The 23,695-nt window shown below is 47.6% G+C and carries 23 protein-coding genes and 2 pseudogenes; 3 read left to right on the top strand and 22 right to left on the bottom strand.

Going from position 1 to position 23,695, the window contains the following annotated elements; translation table 11 throughout:
- Positions 1-58: 58 nt before the first annotated feature.
- The 19 genes from dnaJ to C3V36_14155 all read right to left on the bottom strand — a co-directional run bounded on the left by dnaJ (position 59) and on the right by C3V36_14155 (position 17,557).
- Entirely contained in the window at positions 59-1,261 is a 1,203-nt protein-coding gene (dnaJ, locus tag C3V36_14065) for a molecular chaperone DnaJ (protein AVM70275.1), read from the bottom strand.
- Positions 1,262-1,301: 40 nt separating this feature from the next.
- Entirely contained in the window at positions 1,302-1,502 is a 201-nt protein-coding gene (locus tag C3V36_14070; protein AVM70276.1) for a hypothetical protein, read from the bottom strand.
- A gap of 17 nt (positions 1,503-1,519) precedes the next feature.
- Positions 1,520-3,379: a molecular chaperone DnaK gene (locus C3V36_14075; GenBank protein AVM70277.1), complete on the bottom strand. Its 1,860-nt coding sequence runs from the start codon at positions 3,377-3,379 to the stop codon at positions 1,520-1,522.
- Between the two features lie 166 nt (positions 3,380-3,545).
- Positions 3,546-4,136 carry a nucleotide exchange factor GrpE gene (gene grpE / locus C3V36_14080; protein AVM70278.1) on the bottom strand — a complete coding sequence of 197 codons (591 nt, stop codon included), beginning with the start codon at positions 4,134-4,136 and terminating at the stop codon, positions 3,546-3,548.
- A gap of 131 nt (positions 4,137-4,267) precedes the next feature.
- Positions 4,268-5,308: a heat-inducible transcription repressor HrcA gene (hrcA, locus tag C3V36_14085; protein AVM70279.1), complete on the bottom strand. Its 1,041-nt coding sequence runs from the start codon at positions 5,306-5,308 to the stop codon at positions 4,268-4,270.
- 420 nt (positions 5,309-5,728) lie between these two features.
- Positions 5,729-6,823: a hypothetical protein gene (locus C3V36_14090; protein ID AVM70280.1), complete on the bottom strand. Its 1,095-nt coding sequence runs from the start codon at positions 6,821-6,823 to the stop codon at positions 5,729-5,731.
- 112 nt (positions 6,824-6,935) lie between these two features.
- The gene (locus C3V36_14095) at positions 6,936-8,072 is read right to left on the bottom strand and encodes a coproporphyrinogen III oxidase (GenBank protein ID AVM70281.1); all 1,137 of its coding nucleotides are present in this window, start codon (positions 8,070-8,072) and stop codon (positions 6,936-6,938) included.
- A complete protein-coding gene (locus tag C3V36_14100) occupies positions 8,073-8,876 on the bottom strand; it encodes a gluconate 5-dehydrogenase (GenBank protein AVM70282.1) in 804 nt (267 codons plus the stop codon).
- A gap of 63 nt (positions 8,877-8,939) precedes the next feature.
- A complete protein-coding gene (locus C3V36_14105) occupies positions 8,940-9,575 on the bottom strand; it encodes a hypothetical protein (GenBank protein ID AVM70573.1) in 636 nt (211 codons plus the stop codon).
- Between the two features lie 289 nt (positions 9,576-9,864).
- Complete coding sequence (locus C3V36_14110; protein ID AVM70283.1) at positions 9,865-10,725, bottom strand: rhamnulose-1-phosphate aldolase; 861 nt, start codon at positions 10,723-10,725, stop codon at positions 9,865-9,867.
- A gap of 25 nt (positions 10,726-10,750) precedes the next feature.
- Positions 10,751-12,007: an L-rhamnose isomerase gene (locus C3V36_14115; GenBank protein AVM70284.1), complete on the bottom strand. Its 1,257-nt coding sequence runs from the start codon at positions 12,005-12,007 to the stop codon at positions 10,751-10,753.
- Positions 12,008-12,182: 175 nt separating this feature from the next.
- Positions 12,183-13,532: a rhamnulokinase gene (locus tag C3V36_14120; GenBank protein ID AVM70285.1), complete on the bottom strand. Its 1,350-nt coding sequence runs from the start codon at positions 13,530-13,532 to the stop codon at positions 12,183-12,185.
- A gap of 344 nt (positions 13,533-13,876) precedes the next feature.
- Complete coding sequence (locus tag C3V36_14125; GenBank protein ID AVM70286.1) at positions 13,877-14,845, bottom strand: AraC family transcriptional regulator; 969 nt, start codon at positions 14,843-14,845, stop codon at positions 13,877-13,879.
- A 159-nt stretch (positions 14,846-15,004) separates the two neighbouring features.
- On the bottom strand, positions 15,005-15,712 hold the full coding sequence (locus C3V36_14130) for a 50S ribosomal protein L1 (protein AVM70287.1): 708 nt from the start codon (positions 15,710-15,712) through the stop codon (positions 15,005-15,007).
- 68 nt (positions 15,713-15,780) lie between these two features.
- Positions 15,781-16,206: a 50S ribosomal protein L11 gene (rplK, locus tag C3V36_14135; GenBank protein AVM70288.1), complete on the bottom strand. Its 426-nt coding sequence runs from the start codon at positions 16,204-16,206 to the stop codon at positions 15,781-15,783.
- Between the two features lie 108 nt (positions 16,207-16,314).
- Positions 16,315-16,833, bottom strand: coding sequence for a transcription termination/antitermination factor NusG (gene nusG, locus C3V36_14140; protein ID AVM70289.1), 519 nt, complete (start codon positions 16,831-16,833; stop codon positions 16,315-16,317).
- 9 nt (positions 16,834-16,842) lie between these two features.
- Positions 16,843-17,061, bottom strand: coding sequence for a preprotein translocase subunit SecE (gene secE / locus C3V36_14145; GenBank protein AVM70290.1), 219 nt, complete (start codon positions 17,059-17,061; stop codon positions 16,843-16,845).
- Between the two features lie 5 nt (positions 17,062-17,066).
- Complete coding sequence (gene rpmG / locus C3V36_14150; protein AVM70574.1) at positions 17,067-17,216, bottom strand: 50S ribosomal protein L33; 150 nt, start codon at positions 17,214-17,216, stop codon at positions 17,067-17,069.
- A gap of 146 nt (positions 17,217-17,362) precedes the next feature.
- Positions 17,363-17,557 carry a hypothetical protein gene (locus tag C3V36_14155; protein ID AVM70291.1) on the bottom strand — a complete coding sequence of 65 codons (195 nt, stop codon included), beginning with the start codon at positions 17,555-17,557 and terminating at the stop codon, positions 17,363-17,365.
- Between the two features lie 148 nt (positions 17,558-17,705).
- Between C3V36_14155 and C3V36_14160 the strand changes: the two are divergent.
- Together C3V36_14160 and C3V36_14165 are read left to right on the top strand one after the other, a co-directional pair.
- A pseudogene (locus tag C3V36_14160) lies at positions 17,706-18,081 on the top strand (hypothetical protein).
- A gap of 475 nt (positions 18,082-18,556) precedes the next feature.
- Positions 18,557-18,688 (top strand): annotated as a pseudogene (locus C3V36_14165) (transposase).
- A 543-nt stretch (positions 18,689-19,231) separates the two neighbouring features.
- Here C3V36_14165 and C3V36_14170 read toward each other — a convergent pair.
- The 3 genes from C3V36_14170 to C3V36_14180 are packed head-to-tail and all read right to left on the bottom strand — an operon-like array spanning position 19,232 to position 21,959.
- Positions 19,232-20,683 carry an ABC transporter gene (locus tag C3V36_14170; protein ID AVM70292.1) on the bottom strand — a complete coding sequence of 484 codons (1,452 nt, stop codon included), beginning with the start codon at positions 20,681-20,683 and terminating at the stop codon, positions 19,232-19,234.
- On the bottom strand, positions 20,662-21,354 hold the full coding sequence (locus tag C3V36_14175) for an ABC transporter permease (GenBank protein ID AVM70293.1): 693 nt from the start codon (positions 21,352-21,354) through the stop codon (positions 20,662-20,664). Before C3V36_14175 ends, C3V36_14170 begins: the two co-directional genes overlap by 22 nt.
- Positions 21,354-21,959, bottom strand: a complete 606-nt coding sequence (locus C3V36_14180) for a hypothetical protein (GenBank protein AVM70294.1) — start codon at positions 21,957-21,959, stop codon at positions 21,354-21,356. Before C3V36_14180 ends, C3V36_14175 begins: the two co-directional genes overlap by 1 nt.
- 147 nt (positions 21,960-22,106) lie before the next feature.
- Here C3V36_14180 and C3V36_14185 point away from each other — a divergent pair, with 147 nt between their 5' ends.
- On the top strand, positions 22,107-23,651 hold the full coding sequence (locus C3V36_14185) for a hypothetical protein (GenBank protein ID AVM70295.1): 1,545 nt from the start codon (positions 22,107-22,109) through the stop codon (positions 23,649-23,651).
- Positions 23,652-23,695 lie beyond the last annotated feature (44 nt).

Here is a 23,695-nt window from a genome sequence, read left to right on the forward strand (position 1 = left end):
TGAAGAACATACTCCCCAATCATATCAAGTCTGATTATATCCTTGCCTGAGCTGTAAATCAAGCATCATCCTCGGAAAACATATTGTCCAGTCCGTCTTTCATTTTATCAAAAAAACCTTTTTTCTTAGCTTCCGGCTTTTTTGTATCCGCTTTTTGGCTTTCCGCTTTGGAAGCTTCTTTTTTGCCGCCTAAGCTTTCTTCTAACCTGCGCAGCAAATCTTTTTGCTCGGCGTTTAAACCCTTCGGCGTTTGAACTACTACCGTAATATACTGGTCACCCCGCAGCCGGGAATTGTTCAAATACGGCACACCCTTGCCCCGCAGCCGGAAACGGGTACCGGTTTGCGTTCCGGCGCTCATCGGATAGGATACTTCACCCTCCAGCGTCGGCACAACCAGTTCGTCGCCCAGCGCCGCCTGGGTAAAGCTGATCGGCATGGTGTAATAAATATCATTGCCAACCCGCTCAAACTGGGGTGACGGCTTGACATAAAGAGTCAGCAGAATATCGCCGCGCGGCCCGCCGTTCAGCCCCGGCTCGCCCTTGCCCCGCAGGCGGATGGTCTGTCCGTCTTCAATTCCGGCCGGAATGGTAACGCTGATCCGTTTTTTGGTCTTGACATAACCACCGCCGCCGCAGGTAGGACACTTTTCTTTGATAATCTTGCCGCTGCCGCTGCAGGCTGAACATGGCCGGACGCTGGATACCGCTCCGAACATCGTTTGCTGATTATAGCGAACCTGACCCGAACCGCCGCAGGTCGAACAGGTTTCCGGCTTGGTGCCGGGTTTGGCGCCCGATCCGCCGCAATGCGTACATTCTTCCGATACGGTCACATTCAAATCTTTTTCCACGCCAAAAACAGCTTCTTTAAACTCCAACTCCAAGCTGGCCCGTAAAGAAGCTCCCTGCCGGGGGGCATTGGGATTGGAACGCCGGCCGCCGCCAAAAAAATCGCCGAAGATATCACCGAAAATATCACCCATATCCATACCGCCAAAGCCGCCGTATCCTCCGGCTCCGCCTGTCTGCGAAAATGCAGCGTGACCGAATTGATCGTATTGCTTGCGCTTTTCCGGGTCATTCAGCACTTCGTATGCTTCGGTCGCTTCCCGGAACTTTTCTTCCGCCACCTTATCATTTTGATTGGTATCGGGATGATATTGCTTAGCCAGTTTCCGGTATGCCTTTTTTAATTCTTTTTCATCTGCTGTTTTACTTACACCCAGCACTTCATAATAATCTCTTTTATCTGCCATGATATCCTCTATTTCTACGAACACGAAGAGGGCTGCCGGTTTACTTTCCTGTTTCTGCTCCGCCTGTTATGCCAAGCCCGTTTAACCCAACAGTCCTTTTGTGTTTTTCGCTTATCTGTACTTCTTCCTCCGGCGTCTGCCTTTCTGCTGCCGAAGCCTTTTTCCTGCCGCGCCACACGGTTTTTAATCCCTGTTTTGCCTTGTGCGTCCGCCTGGCTTTCACCTGCGGACGCACATTCATACGATAAGTCTTATTCTTTATTTTTCTTTAAAATCTACGTCAACCACATTATCGTCATCGGAACCGCCTGCCTGCTGACCGGCGTCATTTCCCTCCGGCGCTGCTCCGGCTGCCTGTGCCTGCGAATAAAGCTTGGTCGCCGCCTGCTGCATGGTAGCCGCCAGCTTATCCTTAGCCGCTTTCATGCGCGATACTTCTTCTTCCGTCATGCTTTCTGCTTTGGTCTTATCCAGAATTTCCTTCAGCTCCTTCAATTCCGCCTCCAGCTGTGCTTTATCCGAAGCTTCCAGCTTATCGCCCAGCTCGCCGAGCTGCTTTTCGATCTGGAAGGCAATCGAGTCCGCCTCATTGCGGGCATCAATATTTTCCTTCCGCTTCTTATCCTGCGCTTCAAAAGCCTTGGCTTCTTCTACTGCCTTTTCAATCTCGGCGTCGGATAAATTACTGCTGGCCGTAATAGTGATATTCTGTTCCTTGCCGGTGCCTAAATCCTTGGCACTGACTTTAACAATACCGTTAGCATCAATATCAAAGGTGACTTCGATTTGCGGGATGCCTCTCGGTGCCGCCGGAATTCCATCTAAACGGAACCGGCCGAGCGTCTTGTTATCCGCGGCAAACTCTCTTTCGCCCTGAACAATATGAATATCAACAGCCGACTGGTTATTTTCCGCGGTGGAGAAAACCTGACTCTTCTTGGTCGGAATCGTTGTATTTCTCTCAATCAGCTTGGTGGCTACGCCGCCCAAAGTTTCCAGTCCCAGAGACAACGGCGTAACATCTAACAGCAGGATATCGCCCGCACCGGCGTCGCCTGCCAGCTTACCGCCCTGAATAGCCGCGCCGATCGCCACACATTCATCCGGATTGATGCCCTTAAACGGTTCCTTGCCGATCAGCTTATAAACCGCGTCCTGCACGGCCGGGATCCGGGTCGAACCGCCGACTAAAAGCACCTTATCAATGTCACCGGCCTTTAAATCAGCGTCCTTTAAGGCCTGATTAACCGGGCCCATCGTCTTTTCGACCAAATCGCTGGTTAATTTATCAAACTCCGCCCGGGTCAGGGTCACGTCCAAATGCTTCGGGCCTTCCTGAGTAGCGGTGATAAACGGCAGATTGATATTGGTCGTAGTCGAGGAGGACAGCTCCTTCTTGGCTTTCTCGGCCGCTTCCTTTAATCTCTGCATAGCCATCTTATCGCTTGACAGGTCAATCCCTTCCTTGCCCTTAAAGTCCTGAACCAAATGATCAATGATTCTCTGGTCAAAGTCATCGCCGCCCAGATGGTTGTTGCCGTTGGTGGCCAATACTTCCAGCACGCCGTCGCCGATCTCGATCAGCGAAACGTCAAAGGTACCGCCGCCTAAGTCATAGACCATAATGGTCTGCTCTTTTTCGTTATCCAAGCCATAGGCCAACGCTGCCGCCGTCGGTTCGTTGATGATCCGTTTCACTTCCAGACCGGCAATCTTGCCGGCGTCCTTGGTTGCCTGCCTTTGGCTGTCAGAGAAGTAAGCCGGTACCGTGATAACCGCTTCGGTTACACTCTCGCCCAAATAGCTTTCGGCGTCCGCCTTCATCTTTTGCAGAATCATCGCCGAAATTTCCTGCGGCGAGTAATTTTTGCCGTCGATATTTACTTTTCTGTCCGTACCCATATCTCTTTTAATCGATGCAATCGTTTTATCCGGATTGGTCACGGCCTGTCTTTTGGCCGGTTCGCCGACGATCCGCTCGCCGTCCTTTTTAAAAGCAACCACCGACGGAGTGGTTCTGGCTCCCTCGGAATTGGCGATAACCACCGGTTTTCCGCCTTCCATCACTGCTACGCACGAATTTGTCGTTCCCAAGTCAATTCCAATAATTTTTCCCATTTTTATTTCCTCCTAAGTTTTAAAATCATTTTCATTCTGCTCCTGCGGAGCAATCTATCGGATCCGTCCGGCCCTTTTGGGAGTCGGAGAGTCTGACTGCAAATATATCAGATTTTTCAAAGATAATCCTTACCCATACCGCCGCCGAAAAAAATCGTTCAGCGGTCTAATTGGCTACTTTGACCACACTGTGACGGACTACCTTGTCCTTATACAAATAACCCTTTTGATAAACCTCGGAAATAATATTTTCTCCGAACTCCGGGTTTTCCTCATGACTGATGGCACTGTGCAGGTCGTGGTTAAACTCCTGACCCAGGGCTTCAATTTCTTTAACCCCAAGATTTGCCAGCACATCCAGCAATTTTTTATACACCATTTCCATGCCGGTGATAACACCGTCCTTTTGCTCCGGTAAATGAGCAAACGCCCGGTCAAAGTCATCCAGAATCGGCAAAAGCGCTTCAATAACCGCTGCTTCGCCCTTTTCCTGCATCATCGCTTTTTCTTTCAGCGAACGTTTGCGGTAATTATCAAACTCCGCCAGCATTCGGCGATAGGCGTCTTCCTTTTCGCTGTTCTCCTGCATCAGTCTGGCAATTTCAGCCTTGGCCAGTTCTTCGGCTGTCGGTTCTGACTGCTCTGCCGCCGCCGTGCTTTCTGCGGCTTCCGCTTCTGTCGCTTCCGCCGCTGTTTTTTCCTCTGTTTCCGCCGCTTTTATTTCTTCGTTAAGTTCCTGAAATTCCTGCTTTTCCATTCTTACCCGCTCTCGCTTTCCTTTCTTGCCGCTTTCTCACACCCGGATTTTTGAGTTCGCCCCGCCTCGTTTTCCTTCAAGGCACGACCTTTTCCCCGGTCAAAACCCTGCCGCCAAACCATCCTCCACTGCTACCGCCGGGAAAGATGCGTCAGCAACTCGTCAATGTCTTTAATCAGCACCCGCAGATTGGAAATCGTGTTTTCATAATCCATCCGCTTCGGCCCGATAATCGCTATTGCTCCCGCTTTTTCCCCGTTGATATGGTAGCTGGTAGTGATCAAACTCAGGTCTTTTAAGTCCTGAATATTATTTTCTTCGCCGATGACAATCTTAACATTGCCGTCGTCGCTTTCAAAGGTCGTATTGATGATATCCTCTAAAATTTCCTCCTGTTCCAGCGCCCGCATGATCGATGATGCCTTACTGACATCCTGAAACTCCGGCAGCTTCATCATATTCGATGCCCCGTAGGTAAAAATATCCGCTTCGTCCATCTGCTGAATAGCCCGGAAGATAACATCAAGTACTTCCGACATAATTCTTTGCTCCTGACTGTCATTGCCTTTAATCCGATGGATACAGTTTAAATCAATATCCTCCAGACTCATGCCTCGCAGTTCCTGATTAATGCAAACTGACAACCGGGTCAAAAGTTCTTGGTTAACCGGCTGCTCCAAATGAATCAAGTGATCCTTGACCTGATTTCTTTCCGCCACCACAATGACCAGCAAATCCTGACTGCTGACCTCGACCAGCTGAATGTTGCGGATTCGGGTTTTCTTATATTGCGGTGTACTGACCAGAGTAGCGTAATTGGTTTCCTCAGCCAGCCTTTTGGCAATGGATTTGAGCAAATCTTCAATCCGACCGGCACTGGCCTTTAATTCTTCCAGATACACCAATTTCCGATACTCGGATTTTTGCAGCTGCATCACCATGTCAACATACAACCGGTAGCCCTTATCCGAGGGAATCCGCCCGGCCGAAGCATGCGGCTGAATAATAAAACCAAGCTCTTCCAAATCGCTCATTTCATTGCGAATCGTCGCCGGCGAAACACCTAAATTATACTGTTTTGAAATCGTCCTCGAGCCGACCGGCAAAGCAGTTTCAAAGTAATTATTAATAATGGCTTTCAGTATTTCCTGCTTACGCTCATCCAGCTTCATTTTCGATTCCCCCTTTCCGGTTTTGTTAGCACTCGATTAACCAGAGTGCTAACATAGTCATATAATATATAAAAAAAAGAGCTTTGTCAAGCCCTTTTCCAAGATTTTATACTTTGTTAACAGTTCAGGCAAGCGGATAGTTATATATGATACTGCCGGGGAAAGCTTGCTTTCACAAGCAGTATCATATATAACTATCCATTTGCGGAACGCACACACCGATAATTCGCTGCAAGCGAATTATCGGTGGCTTGCCTGAACAAACTTTGCCTATAGCAGAAAGTTATGCTTGATATACCGAGGAGAGCTCACTCTCCAGAGGTATATCAAGTGTAACTTTCTATTTGCGGAACATGCTGATAATTTGCTTACTGCGAATTATCAGCGGCTTGCCCGAACTACTCCGACAAGCCATTAAACTTACCGAATACCGGCTAAAAACTGCGCCCAATAATAACCGCTTCCGTCTTCCGCTTTCGTATAACCGATGCCGAGACTGTTTGCCTCCGGCGCTAAAATATTTTTCCGGTGCCCGTCTGAATTGAGCCAGGCTTCAAGCACTGCCTGCGGTGTAGCATAGCCGGAGGCAATATTCTCACCAACCCAAAAATAGCTGATACCGGCTTCTTTGACTGCACTGAATGATTTCTGACCGTTAGGCCGGGTATGCGAAAATTGCTGGACCAGTTCCTGACTCCTCAGTTGGGCCGCCCCTGTCAGTCCACTGTGAAGGGCAACCGGCGCCAATCCATATTTGGCCCGCTCGGCATTAACCAAACGCAGCATTTCCTCTTTAAAAGCCGCCTCATTCGGGTCGGCAAAAGCACCCTGCGGGATCAGGTCATCCCATATCTCCGGCATTTCTTCCCCGGCTTGCAGCTGCAGCAGCTTTTTCAGCTTATGATAAATAATCGTCGCTTCTGCTCGGGTTGCGTGCTTTTTACCGGCAAAGGTACCGCGGCTATCTATTCCGCTCAAAACTTTTAAGCCAAACAATACTTCCACGTTCTTTCTGAATTCGGCCGGTATCTGCTCATAGTCGGCAATTTTTGACCGCTGCCCGGCCAGTGTTGCCGCCGCCGGCCATTCAACCGGCAGACGCTTCAGCAAATTGCCGAGAATCATCGCCATCTCGTACCGGTTGAGAACTTGATCTGCCGCCTGTCCCGTTCCAAGCCCGGACAGTAACTGATACTTCGCGGTCAGGCGTTCCGCCGGCTCCTGCCAACGGACGGCTGTTTTTGTCCAGGCATCCATTTCATCCTTAAAAAAAGCCCGCCCCAAAATCGTTACAAACTGCTCCTGTGTCAGCACCAAATCCGGCGAAAAATATCTGGCACCGGATACCGGATCGGCGAACGAACCGCTGATCACACCATCCCGATATGCCCGGTCAATGGAGCGGTACGCCCAGTGGTTTGCCGGCACATCAATAAACAGAGGTACTGCCGCATTGCTGCTGACCGCACCCAAAATAATAAATACAAGCAAACAAAAAATAAATGTCCGTCTCATGATGTCCTTCCTTATTATCTTCCAAAAGTTTTTCTTACCGTCAGCTCTTCTTATCCCGCGCCATGCTTAAACCCGGCAGCCGCCGGTTTCGGTTTGCCGCCATTTCGGCTTTTCACTCCGTCCGGATCAATTCGGCAAATACCCGGTTACTGACATCGATTCCCCGCTTTGTCAGCCGCAGGAAGCCATTTTCAATGCAGAGCAAGCCTTGCTCCGTCCAGCTTTTCATTTCCTGGGCATAAAGCCTCTCCAGCGGCCGGTCAAAGCGCCGGTTTAATTCAGCCAGTTCAATCCCCGCCCGCTTGCGCAGACCTAAAAATAAATACTCTTCCAAATGCCTCTGCTCATTTCGTTCTTCGGTAATCTGCCGAATCTGCTGCGGACAGCTGTCCTTTAGATATGCCCCGATATCTTCGGTATTTTGGTAGCGCACGCCCTCCCAATACGAGGCCGCGCCTATCCCTAAGCCGATATAATCCTCATCTGACCAGTAAATCAGATTATGGCGGCATTCTCTGCCCGGCACAGCGTAATTGGAAATCTCATAAGCCCGATAACCATTTGCGGCCAAATACCTGTCCGCCAGCCAATACATTTCCCGCTCGGTTTCTTCATCCGGCAAATTTAGCGTGTCCTGTCGCTCATAAAAAGGCGTGCCTTCTTCCAGGATTAAACTGTAAACCGAAAGATGTTCCGGCCGCAGCGCAGTAACCCGCTCCAAGCTCCGGCACAGGCTCGCCTTGGTCTGACCGGGAATCGCCAACATCAAATCCACATTGATGTTGGCAAATCCGGCCTGTCTGGCTAAGCGGTAATTTTCCGCAAACTGCTCATAGCTGTGAATCCGCCCCAAAGCGCGAAGCTCCACGTTATCCGCTGACTGTAAGCCGATACTGAGCCGGTTGATGCCAGCCTGGCGGTAAGCGGTCAGCGTTTCCGGGCGCAAAACCCCGGGATTGACCTCCATCGAAATCTCGGCTTGCGGCTGAACAGTAAAGTTCGTCCGCAGCGCTTCCAGCAGCGTCCGCATTTGCTCCGCTGTAAGCACGGACGGTGTTCCGCCGCCGAAAAAAATGGTTTTCACCGTTCCTTTCGTTCTTTCCTCGGTCAAACAAATCTCTTTGGTCAGCGCCTGCACATAGCGCTCCCGCACCGCGGCCGGAGCCGGACCGGACAGGAAGTCGCAGTAATTGCACTTTCGCGCGCAAAACGGAATATGAACATAAACACCAAACTCTTTTTCTTTCATTTATTGCGGCTGCTTGCCGATATAAGCCAAGATACCGCCGTCAACATATAAAATATGACCGTTGACAAAATCCGAGGCATTCGATGCCAAAAAGACTGCCGGTCCCATCAAATCTTCCGGATTACCCCAGCGTCCAGCCGGTGTCTTGGACAAAATGAAATTGTCAAACGGATGCCGGGAACCATCCGGCTGCACTTCTCTGAGCGGCGCAGTCTGCGGTGTAGCAATATAGCCGGGTCCAATGCCGTTGCACTGAATGTTGTATGCACCGTATTCCGAGCAGATGTTGCGGGTCAGCATCTTCAAGCCGCCCTTAGCCGCCGCATAAGCCGACACCGTTTCCCGGCCAAGTTCGCTCATCATCGAACAAATATTAATGATTTTGCCGCTGCCTTTTTTAATCATGGCCGGCAAAACCGCCTTGGCCATAATGAACGGCCCGGTCAAATCAATGTCAATCACCTGCCGCCAATCAGCCGCACTCATTTCAGTCATCGGAATCCGCTTAATGATACCGGCATTATTCACCAAAATATCAATGACGCCAACTTCCTGCTCCACGGTTTGGATGAAACGGCCAACCGCTTCTTCGTCAGTAACGTTGCAGACATAGCCATGCGCTTTGATGCCCAGCTCCTGATAAGCCTTCAAACCTTTATCAACCAATTCCTGATTGATATCATTAAAAACAATAGTCGCCCCCGCTTCGGCATAAGCAGTGGCAATCGAAAAACCAATGCCGTAGGATGCGCCGGTAATCAGCGCAATTTTTCCTTCCAATGAAAAACTCTTTAAAATATCCATTTTTTCCTCCTAATCAGTAACTCAACTTTTCTATATTCATCAAAACCATCGTCGTCTGTTTTTTTAAGCCAGCACCGATTTTAAGAAAGCGACAATCTCCGCATCAGGGCAATTGGCAAAGAAAAATTCGGTAAAGGACGGACGATTAACTGCTCCTGTCAGCAATTCCCGGTCAATTCCCTTCAGCACTTCAATCAACGGCCGGTGGCTGACTTTTTTAACTTCATTTAAAATCCGAGCATTACGCTGTTCCGGAATCGCCCGCTCCTTCGGATAACCGCCGCCAAACTCTTCGGCAAACAACTTTTCAAAGGTATAGCGCAAGTTCAGCTCCGCTCCCCAGCCAAAGTTCTGAGCAAACGGCATAGCAATGGCATTGCCGCCGTTGACCTGACCAAATAAGTAAGCATCCAGCGCATCGGTCACATGACCGCAGACTACGCCGGGCATGGCATTACAGGCCAGCATCGCACCTTCGCCGGTGCCGCATCCGGTCACTACAAAGTCAACCGTTTTAGTATCTAAAAGCAGGCTGGCTAAGATTCCGTTCTGGACATAGGTAAGCTGAGCATCCTCGGCATTGAACATACCGATGTTAATGACTTCATGCCCAAGGGGCAAAGCCACCGCTTTTAATTCCTTCTCAATCAGCTCATTTTTTGCCGCCTGCGAGTTTTCATTAATTAATGCAATTTTCATAACGACCTCCTTTTGCCGCGTCTTTATTGGTGTTACTGTTCCGGCATCCCTGATACCGCCGGAAAGCTTGCTCTCACGGGAAGTATCAGGCTGATATCCGCTTAACGTCCGCATAAGCAACTCATCAAAACTCATGCCGGCGAATAGCCTGCCTGAACCGTACTTGTTAATATGGCGGATCGTCACCGGTCCGCCTCAATATCTTCATTATATCAGAGAAAGTCTTTTTGTCAAACAAAATTAAAGTCGGTTTTTCGTCAAACTCGGATTTTAAGCGGGTCTGCCGGTCTTAAATTCTCTGGTCAAAATTAACCGCCGTTCCCGTCTTGTCATACAAAACCTTTTCGTTCAGCACAATCTGAAAATCCCTGGCCAGTGCGCGGAAACCTTCTACCGGAATGGTTTGCCTTTTGCCGGGAAAACCGCTGTGTACTTTAATCCATATTTCGGCGCTCTTTTCAATCGTATGCATCAGGCCAAAGGTCGAATCAAAGTCCTGACCGCTGACAAACAATCCGTGATGCGCCCAGATAACCGCGTTGTAGGTTTCCATTTTCCGGCTGGTCGCAACCGCAATCTCACGTCCACCCGGCACCATCCACTCAACTACCCCTAAGCCCTCCGGGAAAATAACCGGACATTCCGTCATCATCTCCCACAACTCCCGGCTGAAAATCTCATCTTCTAAGGGCAGCAGAAAAGTCAGCGCAATCAAATTGGTGCAGTGAGCGTGATAAATCACTCGGTTCTGACCGCCGGTCCGGCGGCTTCTGACTTCCATATTCATCAAATGGGTCGGCAGCTCGCTGGTCGGCCGGCCGCCGCCGGCAAAGCCCCACACAATCCGATAATTTTCACCCTTATCATCCAGCCGGATAATACCGGTGCAGCCCTCGGGATCCTTGGCTAGATTATGCAGATATTTACCGGTTCCGGTCACTAAGAAATATTCACCCGCCAGATCCGGCACGGCTGTGCCAACAGGCCGCCACTCGCCAGCTTCGTTCCGTTCTGCGCTGACCTCGGCAGCCTCGGCGGCCGTCAGCCAATATGTCATATTGCCGCCGTTCCGTTCATGCCAGCCCATGGCATCGCCATGCAGCCCCATGGCAATATATTCCTGAAAAAATTGAGCATCTACTACTTTCATGGCTTCTCCTTTTTAGAAAATTCAGCTATTGCCGCTTTTGCAGCACTTCTGCTTCATATTGCTTAATTTGCTCATACCAATCAGCCTGCGCAACACCGTGCGTCTGGAGGAAATAATTCCAAACCAAACCAAACGGCATGGTCTTTTGCTCTTCCTGACAAGCCATTAATTCACCCATCCGTCCTTCGTCCTGAAGGGCTTTTAAGCGGCTGTGCGGAACCAGCAGCGCATAAAGCAGCGCCTTTTGGACATTGCGCAGACCCGTTACCCAAGCGCCGACCCGGTTAATGCTGGCATCAAAGAAATCGGTGGCCAGAAACACTCTGCCCAGCGCGTCATTGGCCACGATTTCCTTCAAAATCTCTCTGGTTTCATCATCAAACAGCACCACATGATCGCTGTCCCAGCGAACCGGCCGGGTAATATGCAGTGCCAGATTCTGATGAAACAGCAGCATGCTGCTGACCTTATCCGATACCCATTCGGTCGGATGATAATGACCGTTATCCATCAGCGGCGTAATCCCCGCGGCATTGACATAATTCAGGCAAAACTCAGCCGAACCGGCAGTATAAGACTCCAGCCCGATCCCAAAGACCTTGGACTCCAGCGTGACAAAAACCTTGGACTTATCATAGGGAATCGCCAAAATCTGATCCAGCGATTCTTTATAGCGCCGGCGCGGCCCCAGCCGGTCAGCCGGAACATCCTTTAAGCCGTCCGGAATCCAAATATTCATAACACAGGGCTGGCCGATCTCATTGGCAAAATATTCCGAAATCCGGATACAGGCCTGACAATGCCGAATCCAGAACTGACGGATCTCCTCATCGACCGAGGTTAAAGTGCCGTTGGCCTGTGCTTTGGGGTGTGAAAACAAAGTCGGGTTAAAATCCAGCCCCAGCCCTCTGGCTTTGGCAAACTCAACCCATTTGGCAAAATGCTTCGGTTCCAGCCGATCCCGGTCAACCCATTCGCCCTCGTTAAAAATCGCATAATTGGCATGCAGATTAAGCTTATGCTTACCCGGAATCAATGACAGAGCCTGATCCATATCCTGCATCAGTTCTTCCGGCGTCCGGGGTTTGCCGGGATAATTGCCGGTTGTTTGAATACCGCCGCTGAGCGCTCCCTTCCGATCAAAGCCGGCGACATCATCTCCCTGCCAGCAGTGCATACTGATCTTAACTTCCGCCAGCCGGCGCAATGCCTCGTCGGTATCTACTCCTATCTTCGCGTATTCTTCTTTGGCTCCTTGATAAAATTCCTTTATTCTGTCCATGTTTGCTCCTTTCCGGTTTTGATAGTTTCATTTGTTTCATTCCTGACCGCCGTTTTTCATACCACACTAACAAAAACTCTACGAAATAACCGCCTCTTTTTGTCTGCCAATAAAACTTCTACCGGCATCAGACCGGTTCCGCTTTTCCGCCCGCCTGCCGCCGCCAAACTCGTTCTCAGTTCTCCTCCTGCGCTTTGATCTGCAAAAGGATATTCCCGGCCACGGTCGCTTCGTCCGGCCCGGTAACAATCTCCTTACCGGTACACTGTGCCGTCAGCCGGTTCAGATATTCGTTGCGGCAGCCGCCGCCGACGATATTGATCGCCGCATATGTTTCGCCGGTAATGCTCTCTAACTCCCCGACTGCTTTTTTATAGGAAAAAGCGAGCGAGTGATAAACCGTGTTCGCTATCTCGGCTGCCGTCTCCGGTACTGTCTGCCCGCTTTCCCGGCAATACTGACGGATTGCTTCAATCATACTGTCCGGATGCAGAAAACGGTCATCATTGACATCCACCAGCGGCGGCTTTTGTTTGCATTGACCGGCCATTTCTGCCAGCTGTGCAAAGCTGTACCGGTTTTCATAGCCGCGCCGCACCTCCTGAATCATCCATAAGCCCATAATATTTTTCAAAAGGCGATAGCGGCCGCCGGGATAACCTTCGTTGGTAAAGTTGTATTTTTGCGCCATCTCGGTCACGACCGGCGTGTTGACAATTTTTCCCAAAAGGCTCCAGGTACCGCTTGATAAGATTAAACCCTCTTTCTTCCTCGCCCCGGCAAAAGCACTGGCCGTGTCATGCGTTGCTCCCTCAAGCACCAAAATATCCTGCCCCGGCTCCAGTCCGGCTGCTTTTTTCACTTCTTCGGTCAAACCGCCAATGACTTCGCCCACCGGCGTAAAGCCTTTAAAAATCCGGCGCGGCAGACCAAAGGCAGCCAGAATATCCTCGTCCCAGACCTGCCCGGCGGCATTGACCATTTGCGTTGTGGACGCATTGGTATATTCATTGGTAATCCGTCCGGTCAAGCGATAATGCAGATAATCCGGAATCATCAAAAAATGCGCGGCCGCTGCCAACTCCTCCGGCTGCATAGCCTGCAAGGCCAGCAGCTGGTACAGGGTATTAAACTTTTGAAATTGAATGCCGGTTTTTTGATAAACTTTTTCTTTGGCTAAAATTTGAAATGCTTTTTCCGGCATCCCGTCCACCCGGCTGTCCCGGTAACTGACACAGTCGCCCACGCGCCTCTCCTGTTCATCCAACAGCACAAAGTCACAGCCCCAGGTATCAATCGACAGGGAACACGGCAGCTTTTGCTGCCCGGCGCAGCGCCTGATACCCTCAACCACATGCGCAAACAGTGCTTCTATATCCCAGCAGTCCCGGCCGCCACGGTTTTGGATTTGATTGGGAAAACGGTAAACTTCCTCCATGACCAGTTCTCCATTTTCCTTATACCCCAAAACATGCCGGCCGCTGCTGGCCCCGATATCAATCCCCAAATAATATTTAACCGCCATCCCTTCCTCCTTTTTATCCGTTTTTGCAAGTTCTGACTCTTTCTCCGGTTCTGCCGTTTCTCCGCCAGCTGCTCCACCTAGCAGCTCTGTTTAATAATTCAGATTATATTTTTCCCCAATTTCATTATAACAAACTTTTGGGGGGCTTTAAATAACAGATTTCAATTTATTTTTTATCCTTTTTTGCATATTTCGGCCCAAAATATGCCGGATACTCCATCGGAGAAGTGTCTCTCCCAAGGCGTATCCGGCATTCATCCTTTATTTAATCAATCGCAAGCATCTATGTATTGCAGAAATATTGCGTATCCTTCGCATTTCCCAACTTAGCCAAGCAGACCTGCCTACTTTATCCGATTCTGGCGATAGGCTCTTGGCGTTTGCTGATATTTTTCCTTAAACAGCTTGTAAAAAAAAGTGATATTTTCATAGCCGACCTGCTGCATAATTTCGGCGATTGTTAAATCGGTATGGCGCAAAAGCTCCGCCGCCTGATTCAGCCGGCTTTGCTGCACTAACTGCAAAAAGGTATGCCCCGTATATTTTTTAACAATTCGGCTGATCCGGTAATCCGGCTGGTTCAACTGTCGGCTGACCGCCGCCAAACTTCCGTCCTTATAATGGGCAGCAATGTATTTGAGCACTTCGACGCTTAATTTTTTTTCATAATTATCAGCCGAATAAACCTCAATGTTCTCGGAATGCCGAATCAGCTTAATCAGCAGGAGTCCGACCAAAAACTGAAGGGATATGCCACTGGCGATATCCGGTTGATAAAGCTCGGTAATGATTTTATCCATATCCGTTTTCACCGCGCCCTGACCGGAAACTTTGTAGTACAGATATTCTCCCCTGGCTCCGCCGGTATACATGGCATTCATGATAAAGCGAAAGATGGCGTTGTCTTCCATTTCCGCCAAAGAGAAAAGATAGCGGAAAAACTCCGGCCGGATAATAAAATTGATAACGATATCCTCTTCACCCGCCGCCTTGATTTCATGGGAAATGGCCTGATCCAGTACCATCAGTTCGCCTTCCTTCATGGTAATTTCCCGGCCGGCAATCACCTGTGTCATGCTGCCGTGGTAAACATAAAGGAGCTCAACATAATTATGAGTATGCAGCGGAAAATCAATAAAGCGGGTGTGCTTGCGGACACTGATCAGCTGCCCGGGCAGCAAAAACTTATCCAGGTCAATCACAAAAGCCGCATCATCGGTATAAAGCCGCCGGTCAATGACTGTCCGCCCCTGCAGGATTTCGGTTTCTTCTTCGGTGTGAGCATATATTTTTTTTAAGATTTCTTTTTTCATAAAAAACTCCTACTCTGATAGAAAGAGTATAACATCTTTGAGCAGTGAGGGCAATTGGGATTTGCACAAGGAAATTTGACAATCAAAAAGCGCCGCCGAAAACCGATTCCCGGTCTCCGGCGGCGCTTTTGCGCACGTTTTATTTCCTATTTAATACAATCATTTCTTGCTTTGCGCATCAAACTTGTCCGGGTTTACCCTGACGCCGGGGCCCATCGTCGAAGCGACGGTGACGGACCGCAGGTATTTTCCTTTGGCTGCCGCCGGTTTTGCCTTAATAATGGCCTGCACTAAAGCGCGGAAGTTGTCTTCCAGTTTTTCCGGGCCAAACGAAGCTTTGCCCATCGGAACATGAATAATATTGGTTTTATCCAAGCGATATTCAATCTTACCAGCTTTGATTTCTTCAATTGCTCTAACAACATCATTGGTAACCGTACCGGCCTTCGGATTCGGCATGAGACCCTTCGGGCCAAGCACCCGGCCAAGACGGCCAACTACCGCCATCATATCGGGAGTAGCCACGACGATATCAAAATCCAACCAGCCCTCTTTTTCAATCTTCGGCACTAATTCCTCTGCGCCGACATGATCGGCTCCGGCCTCCTCTGCCTTTTTGGCATTATCGCCCTTGGCAAAGACCAGAACACGAACCGTTTTACCGGTTCCGTGCGGCAGAACAACCGCACCGCGCACCTGCTGATCGGCGTGACGACCGTCAACACCCAGTTTAATATGGGCTTCGACTGTTTCATCGAACTTTGCGCTGGCTGTTTCGGTTACTAACTTTACAGCTTCAAATGGATCATACAGATTGGCTCTATCAACTTTTTTCAACGCCTCTGCATATCTTTTTCCTTGTTTCATTTAATTCCTCCTTGTGGTCAATGGGATTTCTCCCGGTCGGAGCAAGCTCCTCCCACATGTGTAAGCGATTAGTCTTCTACAACAATTCCCATACTGCGAGCGGTTCCGGCAATCATGCTGGCTGCCGATTCAACCGTTGCCGCATTCAGGTCAGGCATCTTGAGTTCGGCAATCTTTTGCACTTCCGCTCTCTTGATCTTAGCGACCTTGTCTTTCTGCGGAACTGCCGAACCGGATTCGATCTTACATGCTTTCTTCAATAATACTGCAGCCGGCGGGGTTTTGGTGATAAAGCTGAAGCTTCTGTCGCCATAGACCGTGATGACAACCGGAATAATCATTCCGGCCTGGTCTGCCGTTTTCGCATTAAATTCTTTTGTGAATTGCATAATGTTTACACCATGTTGACCAAGTGCCGGGCCAACTGGCGGTGCCGGGGTTGCTTTACCGGCTGGGATCTGCAATTTAATCATACCCGTAACTTTTTTTGCCATTTTCTGTTTCCTCCATTTAAATCTCTGCACTCTTCCTGTTTCTGCGTAACAGCTCCCGCTGTTTCTCAGTTTTTCTTCCCGAATTAATTCTGCGCAGAAAAAGGATTGTTAGATAATATTGATTTTTTCGTATTCCAATTCAACCGGTGTTTCTCTACCAAAAATGGATAAATTGACAATAACCGTATGCTTATGCTCGTTAATCTCGCTAACTACGCCGACATAACCCTCAAACGGCCCGGCTGCCACGGAAATCGTGTCACCGGCTTTGACATTCCATTCCACCACGGTCAAATCAATGCCCATCGCGTGAATTTCTTTTTCCGTCAGCGGAACCGGCTTGCTGCCCGGCCCGACAAAGCCCGTTACTCCACGGGTATTGCGGATAATATACCAGGTTTCATCGTTCATGAACATTTTAACAAGGACATATCCCGGAAAAAGTTTTTTTTCAACATCTTTCTTAATTCCGTTCTTTGACTCCAAAACATGATGCATCGGCACGATTACTTCCTGAATTTGATCATTCAGCTTACGATTTTCGATCATCTTTTCAATATTGGCCTTGACCTTGTTTTCATATCCCGAATACGTATGAATAACATACCACTTTGCCTCTTCAACCATTGATACCACCTATTTTCCTAAAAGTAAATTTAAAATCAGATATTGGAATCCTGCGTCCAGCCCCGCCAAAATAGCGCCCAAAATGGCCGTCACGCCCAAAACCGTCAATACGCTTTTAACCGTGGTTTGCCGGCTTGGCCAAACTATCTTGCCGAACTCGCCTTTCATCTCTTTGAAAAAACCGATTTTTGGTGTTTCTGACATCTCTTGTCCTCCTGCCCATCCCATACCAATTATTTTGTTTCTTTGTGCATGGTGTGCTTCCGGCAAAATCTGCAATACTTCTTCGTTTCCATCCGCTCAGGATGTTCTTTTTTGTCCTTGGTCATGTTGTAATTGCGATTTTTGCATTCCGTACATTCCAATGTTATCTTTGTCCGCACAACTTTTACCTCCGTTAAAATTTCCGTGTTGACCGCCCAAACGGCATTTTCACCTATTGAACCGTCAGGTTTTTGACCATAAAAAAAAGGCCCTAAAACGTGCTCAATTATATTAGCATGAATAGAGCTTTTTGTCAATTATGTTTTTACGAATTTTCGCGATTTTTCCGGATGTAAATCCTCAGCGCAATCACCAGCAAAACCAAGGCATAAATCAAACCGCACTTCAATATAATATCCAGTACCGGCAGCACATAACCAAACATAAAATCAATATTCGACTCCCGCCTGACATAAGTTTCCACCACGCCGCTCAAAAGAAATAAACTATCGCCCAGCATAAATCACCCATTCTTTCGTCGAATCCTGTTTGCCTGAACTTCTTTATCGTCTGCTTCCTTCGTCCTGAAAATCATCCCTGCCCAGTCCTCAGTTTTCCCTTTTTATTATAACTCTTTTTTGAAAATTATCAATATTTTTCTTCTTTTCTTGAGTTTCCGCAGATTTATCCACAGGTCATCATTTTTAAGGTTCCTTCATCAACAAATTTCAAAAAATCTCTCTAAGCCCGAAAGAAAGTTTATCGCTGACATTACTTATGGCATGTTAGCTTCTGGAAGTTGTCTGCTCACCGACGTTTGCGACCAGCTTCATGAGCCATCTAAAAAGATAAATGTGGTTGACCGTTTATCCCGACATCTGGAAAAAGGAACTCCGATCCCTTCTCTTTCTGCCTATCTACAGCAGATTAAAAAATGGGTACCGGCTCATCCTGTCATTCCCATCGATGACACTGATGTGGTTAAGCCTGACGGCTACAAATTCGAGGCTCTCAATTGTCCGCGATGGCTCGGAAAGCACTTCCGCAAAAAATGTGTATAAAAAAGGCTATCATGTTACAGAAGCCTGCGTTCTCACTTCTTCGAATCATCCGGTCAGCCTTTTTTCTCAAATACATTCTTCTCACGAAAAAGATTATAAATCTGCCAATACCATTACTTTTCAAGCCATAGAACGGGGAGCTGCCCTCTTTGGAAACGCAACCTTTGCCATGGACAGAGGCTACGATGATAATAAGATGTTTTTAAAACTGGATGACCTTAACCAGCACTACGTAATCCGTTTGAAATCCAATCGCAAACTTTTCTACCATCGCAAATGGACAACCGCTACGCAACTTTGTAACCGCAGAAAAGGCAAAGTCAAAACAAGTGTGTTTTACAAAGGCAAAAACCAACAAGCTTACCTTTCTCATGTCAAAGTACAGATTACGGCATCCAAAAACGATATCTATCTAGTGCTTATTTATGGCATTACCGAACATCCGATGATGCTTGCCACTAATCTTCTTCTATTACCGATTAGCAAAAGGCATCTTGGGCATACTTTCTTATGCCAAAGAGGGCGTCAGGCTCTGGTTCCGGACAAAGCGTCCGGCATACCGTCAACTCTGCCTTCCGCTGGTCGCTTAAATAGATAATGGAATCTTCTCCCAAAGTCCGGTTCCGGCGGGGCTTATTTAAGTGCCTCTATTTTCAGCACTGCCATTCTTAAACTCTCAAAAAAACGGCAGATTGGCACTTCGGAACAGTATATTCTTTTTGAAATTACATTTTGCGGAAACTCAAGAAAACATTAAACTGCTCTCATTCTATCTTCCCTTAGATCCCACGGCTTTACCGCTCTGTATAAGCCCGTTTTACCACGGCGCGTCTTTTTTGCAAGTTCCCGGCCGACCGCGCACCCAACTGCCGGCCTTCCGGCGGCCGGCGCAGGGCATTTCCCCATATTTTTGGACAGAAAAAAAGACGGTTTAATAAATAAACCGCCCATATAATCATGTTATCTGTTACTATTTTGTATTTGTTGATAATGCCGCCGTCCGATCAGCAGGGCTTTTTTCCTCGAATCCGTCAGGTTTTTTCCTTATAAGGCCTAATGCCATCTGCGCTTAACCGATCAGACTTTTTAGCAATCTGTCAGCTCTAACCGGCACATGCGCTAACTCTCTTAAGTCAGGTGCGGATAATATTTTTCTCAAAAAATCCCCTGATTTCATCTTCATTGCCGCCGACACTGATTTTTCTATGACCGCTTTCGGTCATCAGATATGCTGTATTGCAAACCTTAAACAGCAGCTCCAAATCATGAGTGATCAGTATAACCGGCGCTTCTTTCGTCTTTTCCTCGATCACCGCTGAAACCATGGCCATCCTTTTATAATCCAGTCCGGCCGTCGGTTCGTCCAGAACAACCAGCTTTGAGTCCTTTAAAATCGTAACGATCAGCGCCAGTCTTTGCTTTTCGCCCCCGGACAGATCATGGGGATTTCTCATCCTTTTATCCCACAATTCCAGCTTCATCAAATATTCCTTTACCTTGTCCAGATACGCTTCATCGGACTCCTTTTTCGGCGGAATCAGTTCTCTTTCGACCGTTTCATAAAAAAACATACTTCTGCAGTTTTGCAAACTGGCGGCGGTATTTTTCAGTCGTTCCCGCTGATATCTGCCAAAAGATACTTCACCTGACTTTATCGGCAAAAGTCCAATCAGCTCCTTGGCCATGGTGGTTTTTCCGATTCCGTTTACGCCGATGACCGCCATGCATTCTCCCCGGCTCAGGGAGAAATTAACCGCGGCTTTAAGCCGGTATTCTTTATTCTTAATCAGCACATCGTCTGCCTTAATCCGCACATCCCCGCCGATTCCCGGCGCTTCGCTTTTCAGATTCGCATAGTCAAAGCAGCGGAGCTTATTTTCTGTTCTGACCTTTTCATTTAATTCGTCAGGCCTCAATATTTTTTCCAGGCGCCCGGCCTTAAGAATGAGCAAGCGATCCATGATCTCCTTCAGATAAGACAGTCTGTGCTCGGCGATCACAATTGTTTTTCCCTGCTCTTTCAGTTTTTTCAGGGCGGTTTTCATTTCTTGAATTGAGGAAAAATCCAGATTGGCGGTCGGCTCATCTAAAATAATGATATCGCTGTCATAAACCAGGGTGGAGGCGATGGCTACCTTTTGTTTCTGACCGCCGGAAAGCGTTCTGATCTTTCTGCCTTTAAGGGCTGAAAGTCCAAGCTCAGCCATGGCATACTCTACCCGCTTGATCAGGCAGGATCGCTCCATCCCCGTGTTTTCCCCCACTAGGGCAATTTCATTTTCCACTTCATTGGCAAAAAACTGGTCATCCGGATTTTGAAATACATTGCCTACATATTTGGCCAGCTCTCCGGTTTGGTAGTCGCTGACTGATTTTCCCAATATTTTTATATCGCCTGTCAAAGTACCTTCATAAATTTGCGGGATCAGACCGTTGATCAGCCGGATTAAGGTTGTCTTACCCGAGCCGGACAGTCCGGTTATAACGATCGTCTCCCCTTTATCAACCGTAAAATTAACATCCTGAAGAATGGCCTGATCGGTGTAAGAAAATTGGTTGATATTTATTTCCAAAGCTTTTCCCATATTGTTATCCCTATAAATCCCACGCCGGCCGCGATAGCCGCATAATCTCTCCATGTTAATGTCAGATCCACATAGGACGACTTTTCGCAGTCAAACTCGATCCCCTTGGTTATCAGGGCGCAGCTTAAAATATTGCCTGTTTCAAACGCCTTATAGATCATCGGTACTAAATACATTTCAAAACTGCTTACCGGCTTGAGGATATTAAAAGAAATATTTCTGACCTTTAAGCCTTCTTTGATTTCCTTTAAATAATTTCTGTATTCCGGTATGAAGCGAATGAAAATGGAAGCCCCGACACAAATATTATTTGGCAATTTAAGCTTTCGGAGCGAAGCAATAATTTCCGACGTATTAAAATCCATGGCTATTCCCGCCAATATCCAAAGCGGAAACAGCTTAATTACTATCAGCGCCATCGTATAAAAGGAACCTACCCATCCATTTATGGCAAAAAACCTTGACAGAACTTGGATAAAGGCATAAGAAAAAATATATACCGGTACAAAGATATACGCTTTCTTTTTGTTGCTGAAAAAAAGCAGGCAAAAACTAAAAAATATCATGCACCAATATACAAGCATTTCACTAAAAAGTAAAATGCTTGTATAAATTATCATCAGTATTCCAATTGTAATCGGCTTCAATATGAGCCGGTCGGCGGCGCTCATTAGGATAAAACGCTCCTTTTTTTATCGGTTTTATCAAAAAATTTTTTATAAACATATTTCCCGAACAGGGTTCCGAGAACAGCCGCCGCAATTTCTATCGCCAGTATAATCACCATATTTCTCCCGTTAAAGAAGGTATTTTCTACCATCTGCGCGGCTTCTTTGGTGAATAAATTAGGAAAAGTTTTTACCAGACCGTCTACGCCCAGGAACAAAATAAAGAAAAATCCATGCAGCGAGTAAATTACCTGCGATACGACATACGCTATACTTATTTTCATGGAATTGCCATAATTTTCCGCTTTCCCCACGCACAACTCGCCGGCAAGACCTGCCGCCGCCATAACCGCAAGCATCGGAATAAATCCCATAACAGAGTAAATGATTCCCGACAATAGGTAGTAAATAAAAATTGCCCCTCTTTTCGGTATTTTATGGCACATCACAAAATAGACCGGCGCGCATAATAAGCTGCCGATCGAAACATGAACAAAGACTCCATACGTGCCGAACAGCTGCGTGGCCATTCCAGATACCATACTGATAACAAAAGCCACTACTCCAAGTAAGCTGACAATAATTACATCCTTTAGCTTTAAGCTCATTTCTTTTTCCTCCTAACATATCATTTGCATAAAAATATGTTAGTCCTAACTAACTATATTGTCAAGCAAAAATTTTCTTGACTTTATTAATTTTTTTGTTTAAAGTTAAGCTTGTAAAATCGTTAGCCTAAAAAAACGCCCTCAAAGATGGCAGAAGCCCTGCCAAAAGGAAATATTATGGCACAGTTAAAACAGCTAGCGCTTGGTAATTTTATTTATGAAAATGAAAGCGTAGACCATAGGATGATTCAAAGCTTTCTGGGAATCCCTTATGCCAAAGCCGAACGTTTTGGTCTGCCCGAAATGATAGACACTTATCAAAACTCGCCGGCTAATTCCGCTGTAGGTCTTCGTTTTCCGCAAAATGACGTTCCGCCGCTGCTAAATTTTTTTCTTAAAAATCCAATGATGCGTAAGGAAATCTTAACCGCCAAAGACAAAACGGCTGAAAACGCTTTTGTCTTAAATATATGGACAAGCGGAACCGATCGGAAAAAACCTGTTCTGGTCTTTATCCATGGCGGCGGTTTTACCTACGGCTCCGGAACAACGCCTCTTTACAACGGCAAATACCTGGCCGCCAAAGATATCGTTGTGGTTACCATCAACTACCGCCTGTCCGAGCCGGGCTTTATTTGCGTCAAAACAAACGGAGAGCTCTCGGTTAACCGCGGCTTTTTCGATCAGCAATGCGCTCTCAAATGGGTGCGTAAGAATATTGAATTTTTTGGCGGCGACAGTTCCAATATCACACTCATGGGGCAATCCGCCGGCGGTCTTTCCGTATCTACCCATATGATGAGCGAGGAGAGTTCCCGCTACTTTGATAAGCTGATCGTCTGCTCCGCCGGCGCCAACGACTGCATGACCTTGGAACAGGCGGAAAAGACCGCTGATCATTTTCTGAAGCAGAATCGCCTTTCTTCATCCGCCGATCTGCTCTCCCTGCCGTGGAAAAAGCTGATTCGCTTGAAAATGCCGCTGGCCGTATTATCAACCCCAGTAATAGACGGCGTGCTGCTTAAAGATGACGCCAAGCACATCATGAAAGAAGGCAATTTCTCGCCGAAGCCTGTTTTACTGGGGACTACCGGGGATGAGTTGAAAATGGTTGACAACAAGTCCTGGTATAAAGGTCTTGGCATTGCCGCCAAGGATACGGACTTTAGGGAAAAATGCCGTCAGGACTACGGCGAGGAAGGGATCCAACTTTCCGCAAAGCTTAGTAAGCAGTACCCATCTCTTACGGAAATGCAGTTTAAAATGATGGAAATGCCTTTCCATGTTACCGCTCTCAGGGAGTTAAAGCTATATTCCGCGAAAGCTTCCTGCTACGGCTACCGCATGAACTTTGTACCGAATGCCTGGAACGGACTGCGCGGGGCATATCACTGTGCCGAGCTTCCGTATATTTTCGGCACCATTCAGGATATGGATTATCCGGTGACGCCCGAAAATATTAAACAAATGGAAATTATACAGCAGGATTGGGCAGCCTTTATCAAAGACGGCGTAATCCCGGGCCGTGAAGTATTCGCTGACGGCGGGAAAATTACTCTGTACGAAAATACAGAAGCGACCGCCATTCGCTTTCCGCAGCGAGAAATAATAGAAGCCCTGCAGGATACAGGGCTGTTTACCAAAATATCAAAAAACTTTATGCGGGGAAGAGATGATAATTTTATCGCTTAGGCATTTGGGGACTATTTCGGCAATCTGCATTGAACTTTTCTCCT

The organism is Lachnospiraceae bacterium oral taxon 500 (assembly GCA_002999035.1).
In the GTDB taxonomy this organism is placed as follows: domain Bacteria; phylum Bacillota; class Clostridia; order Lachnospirales; family Vallitaleaceae; genus W11650.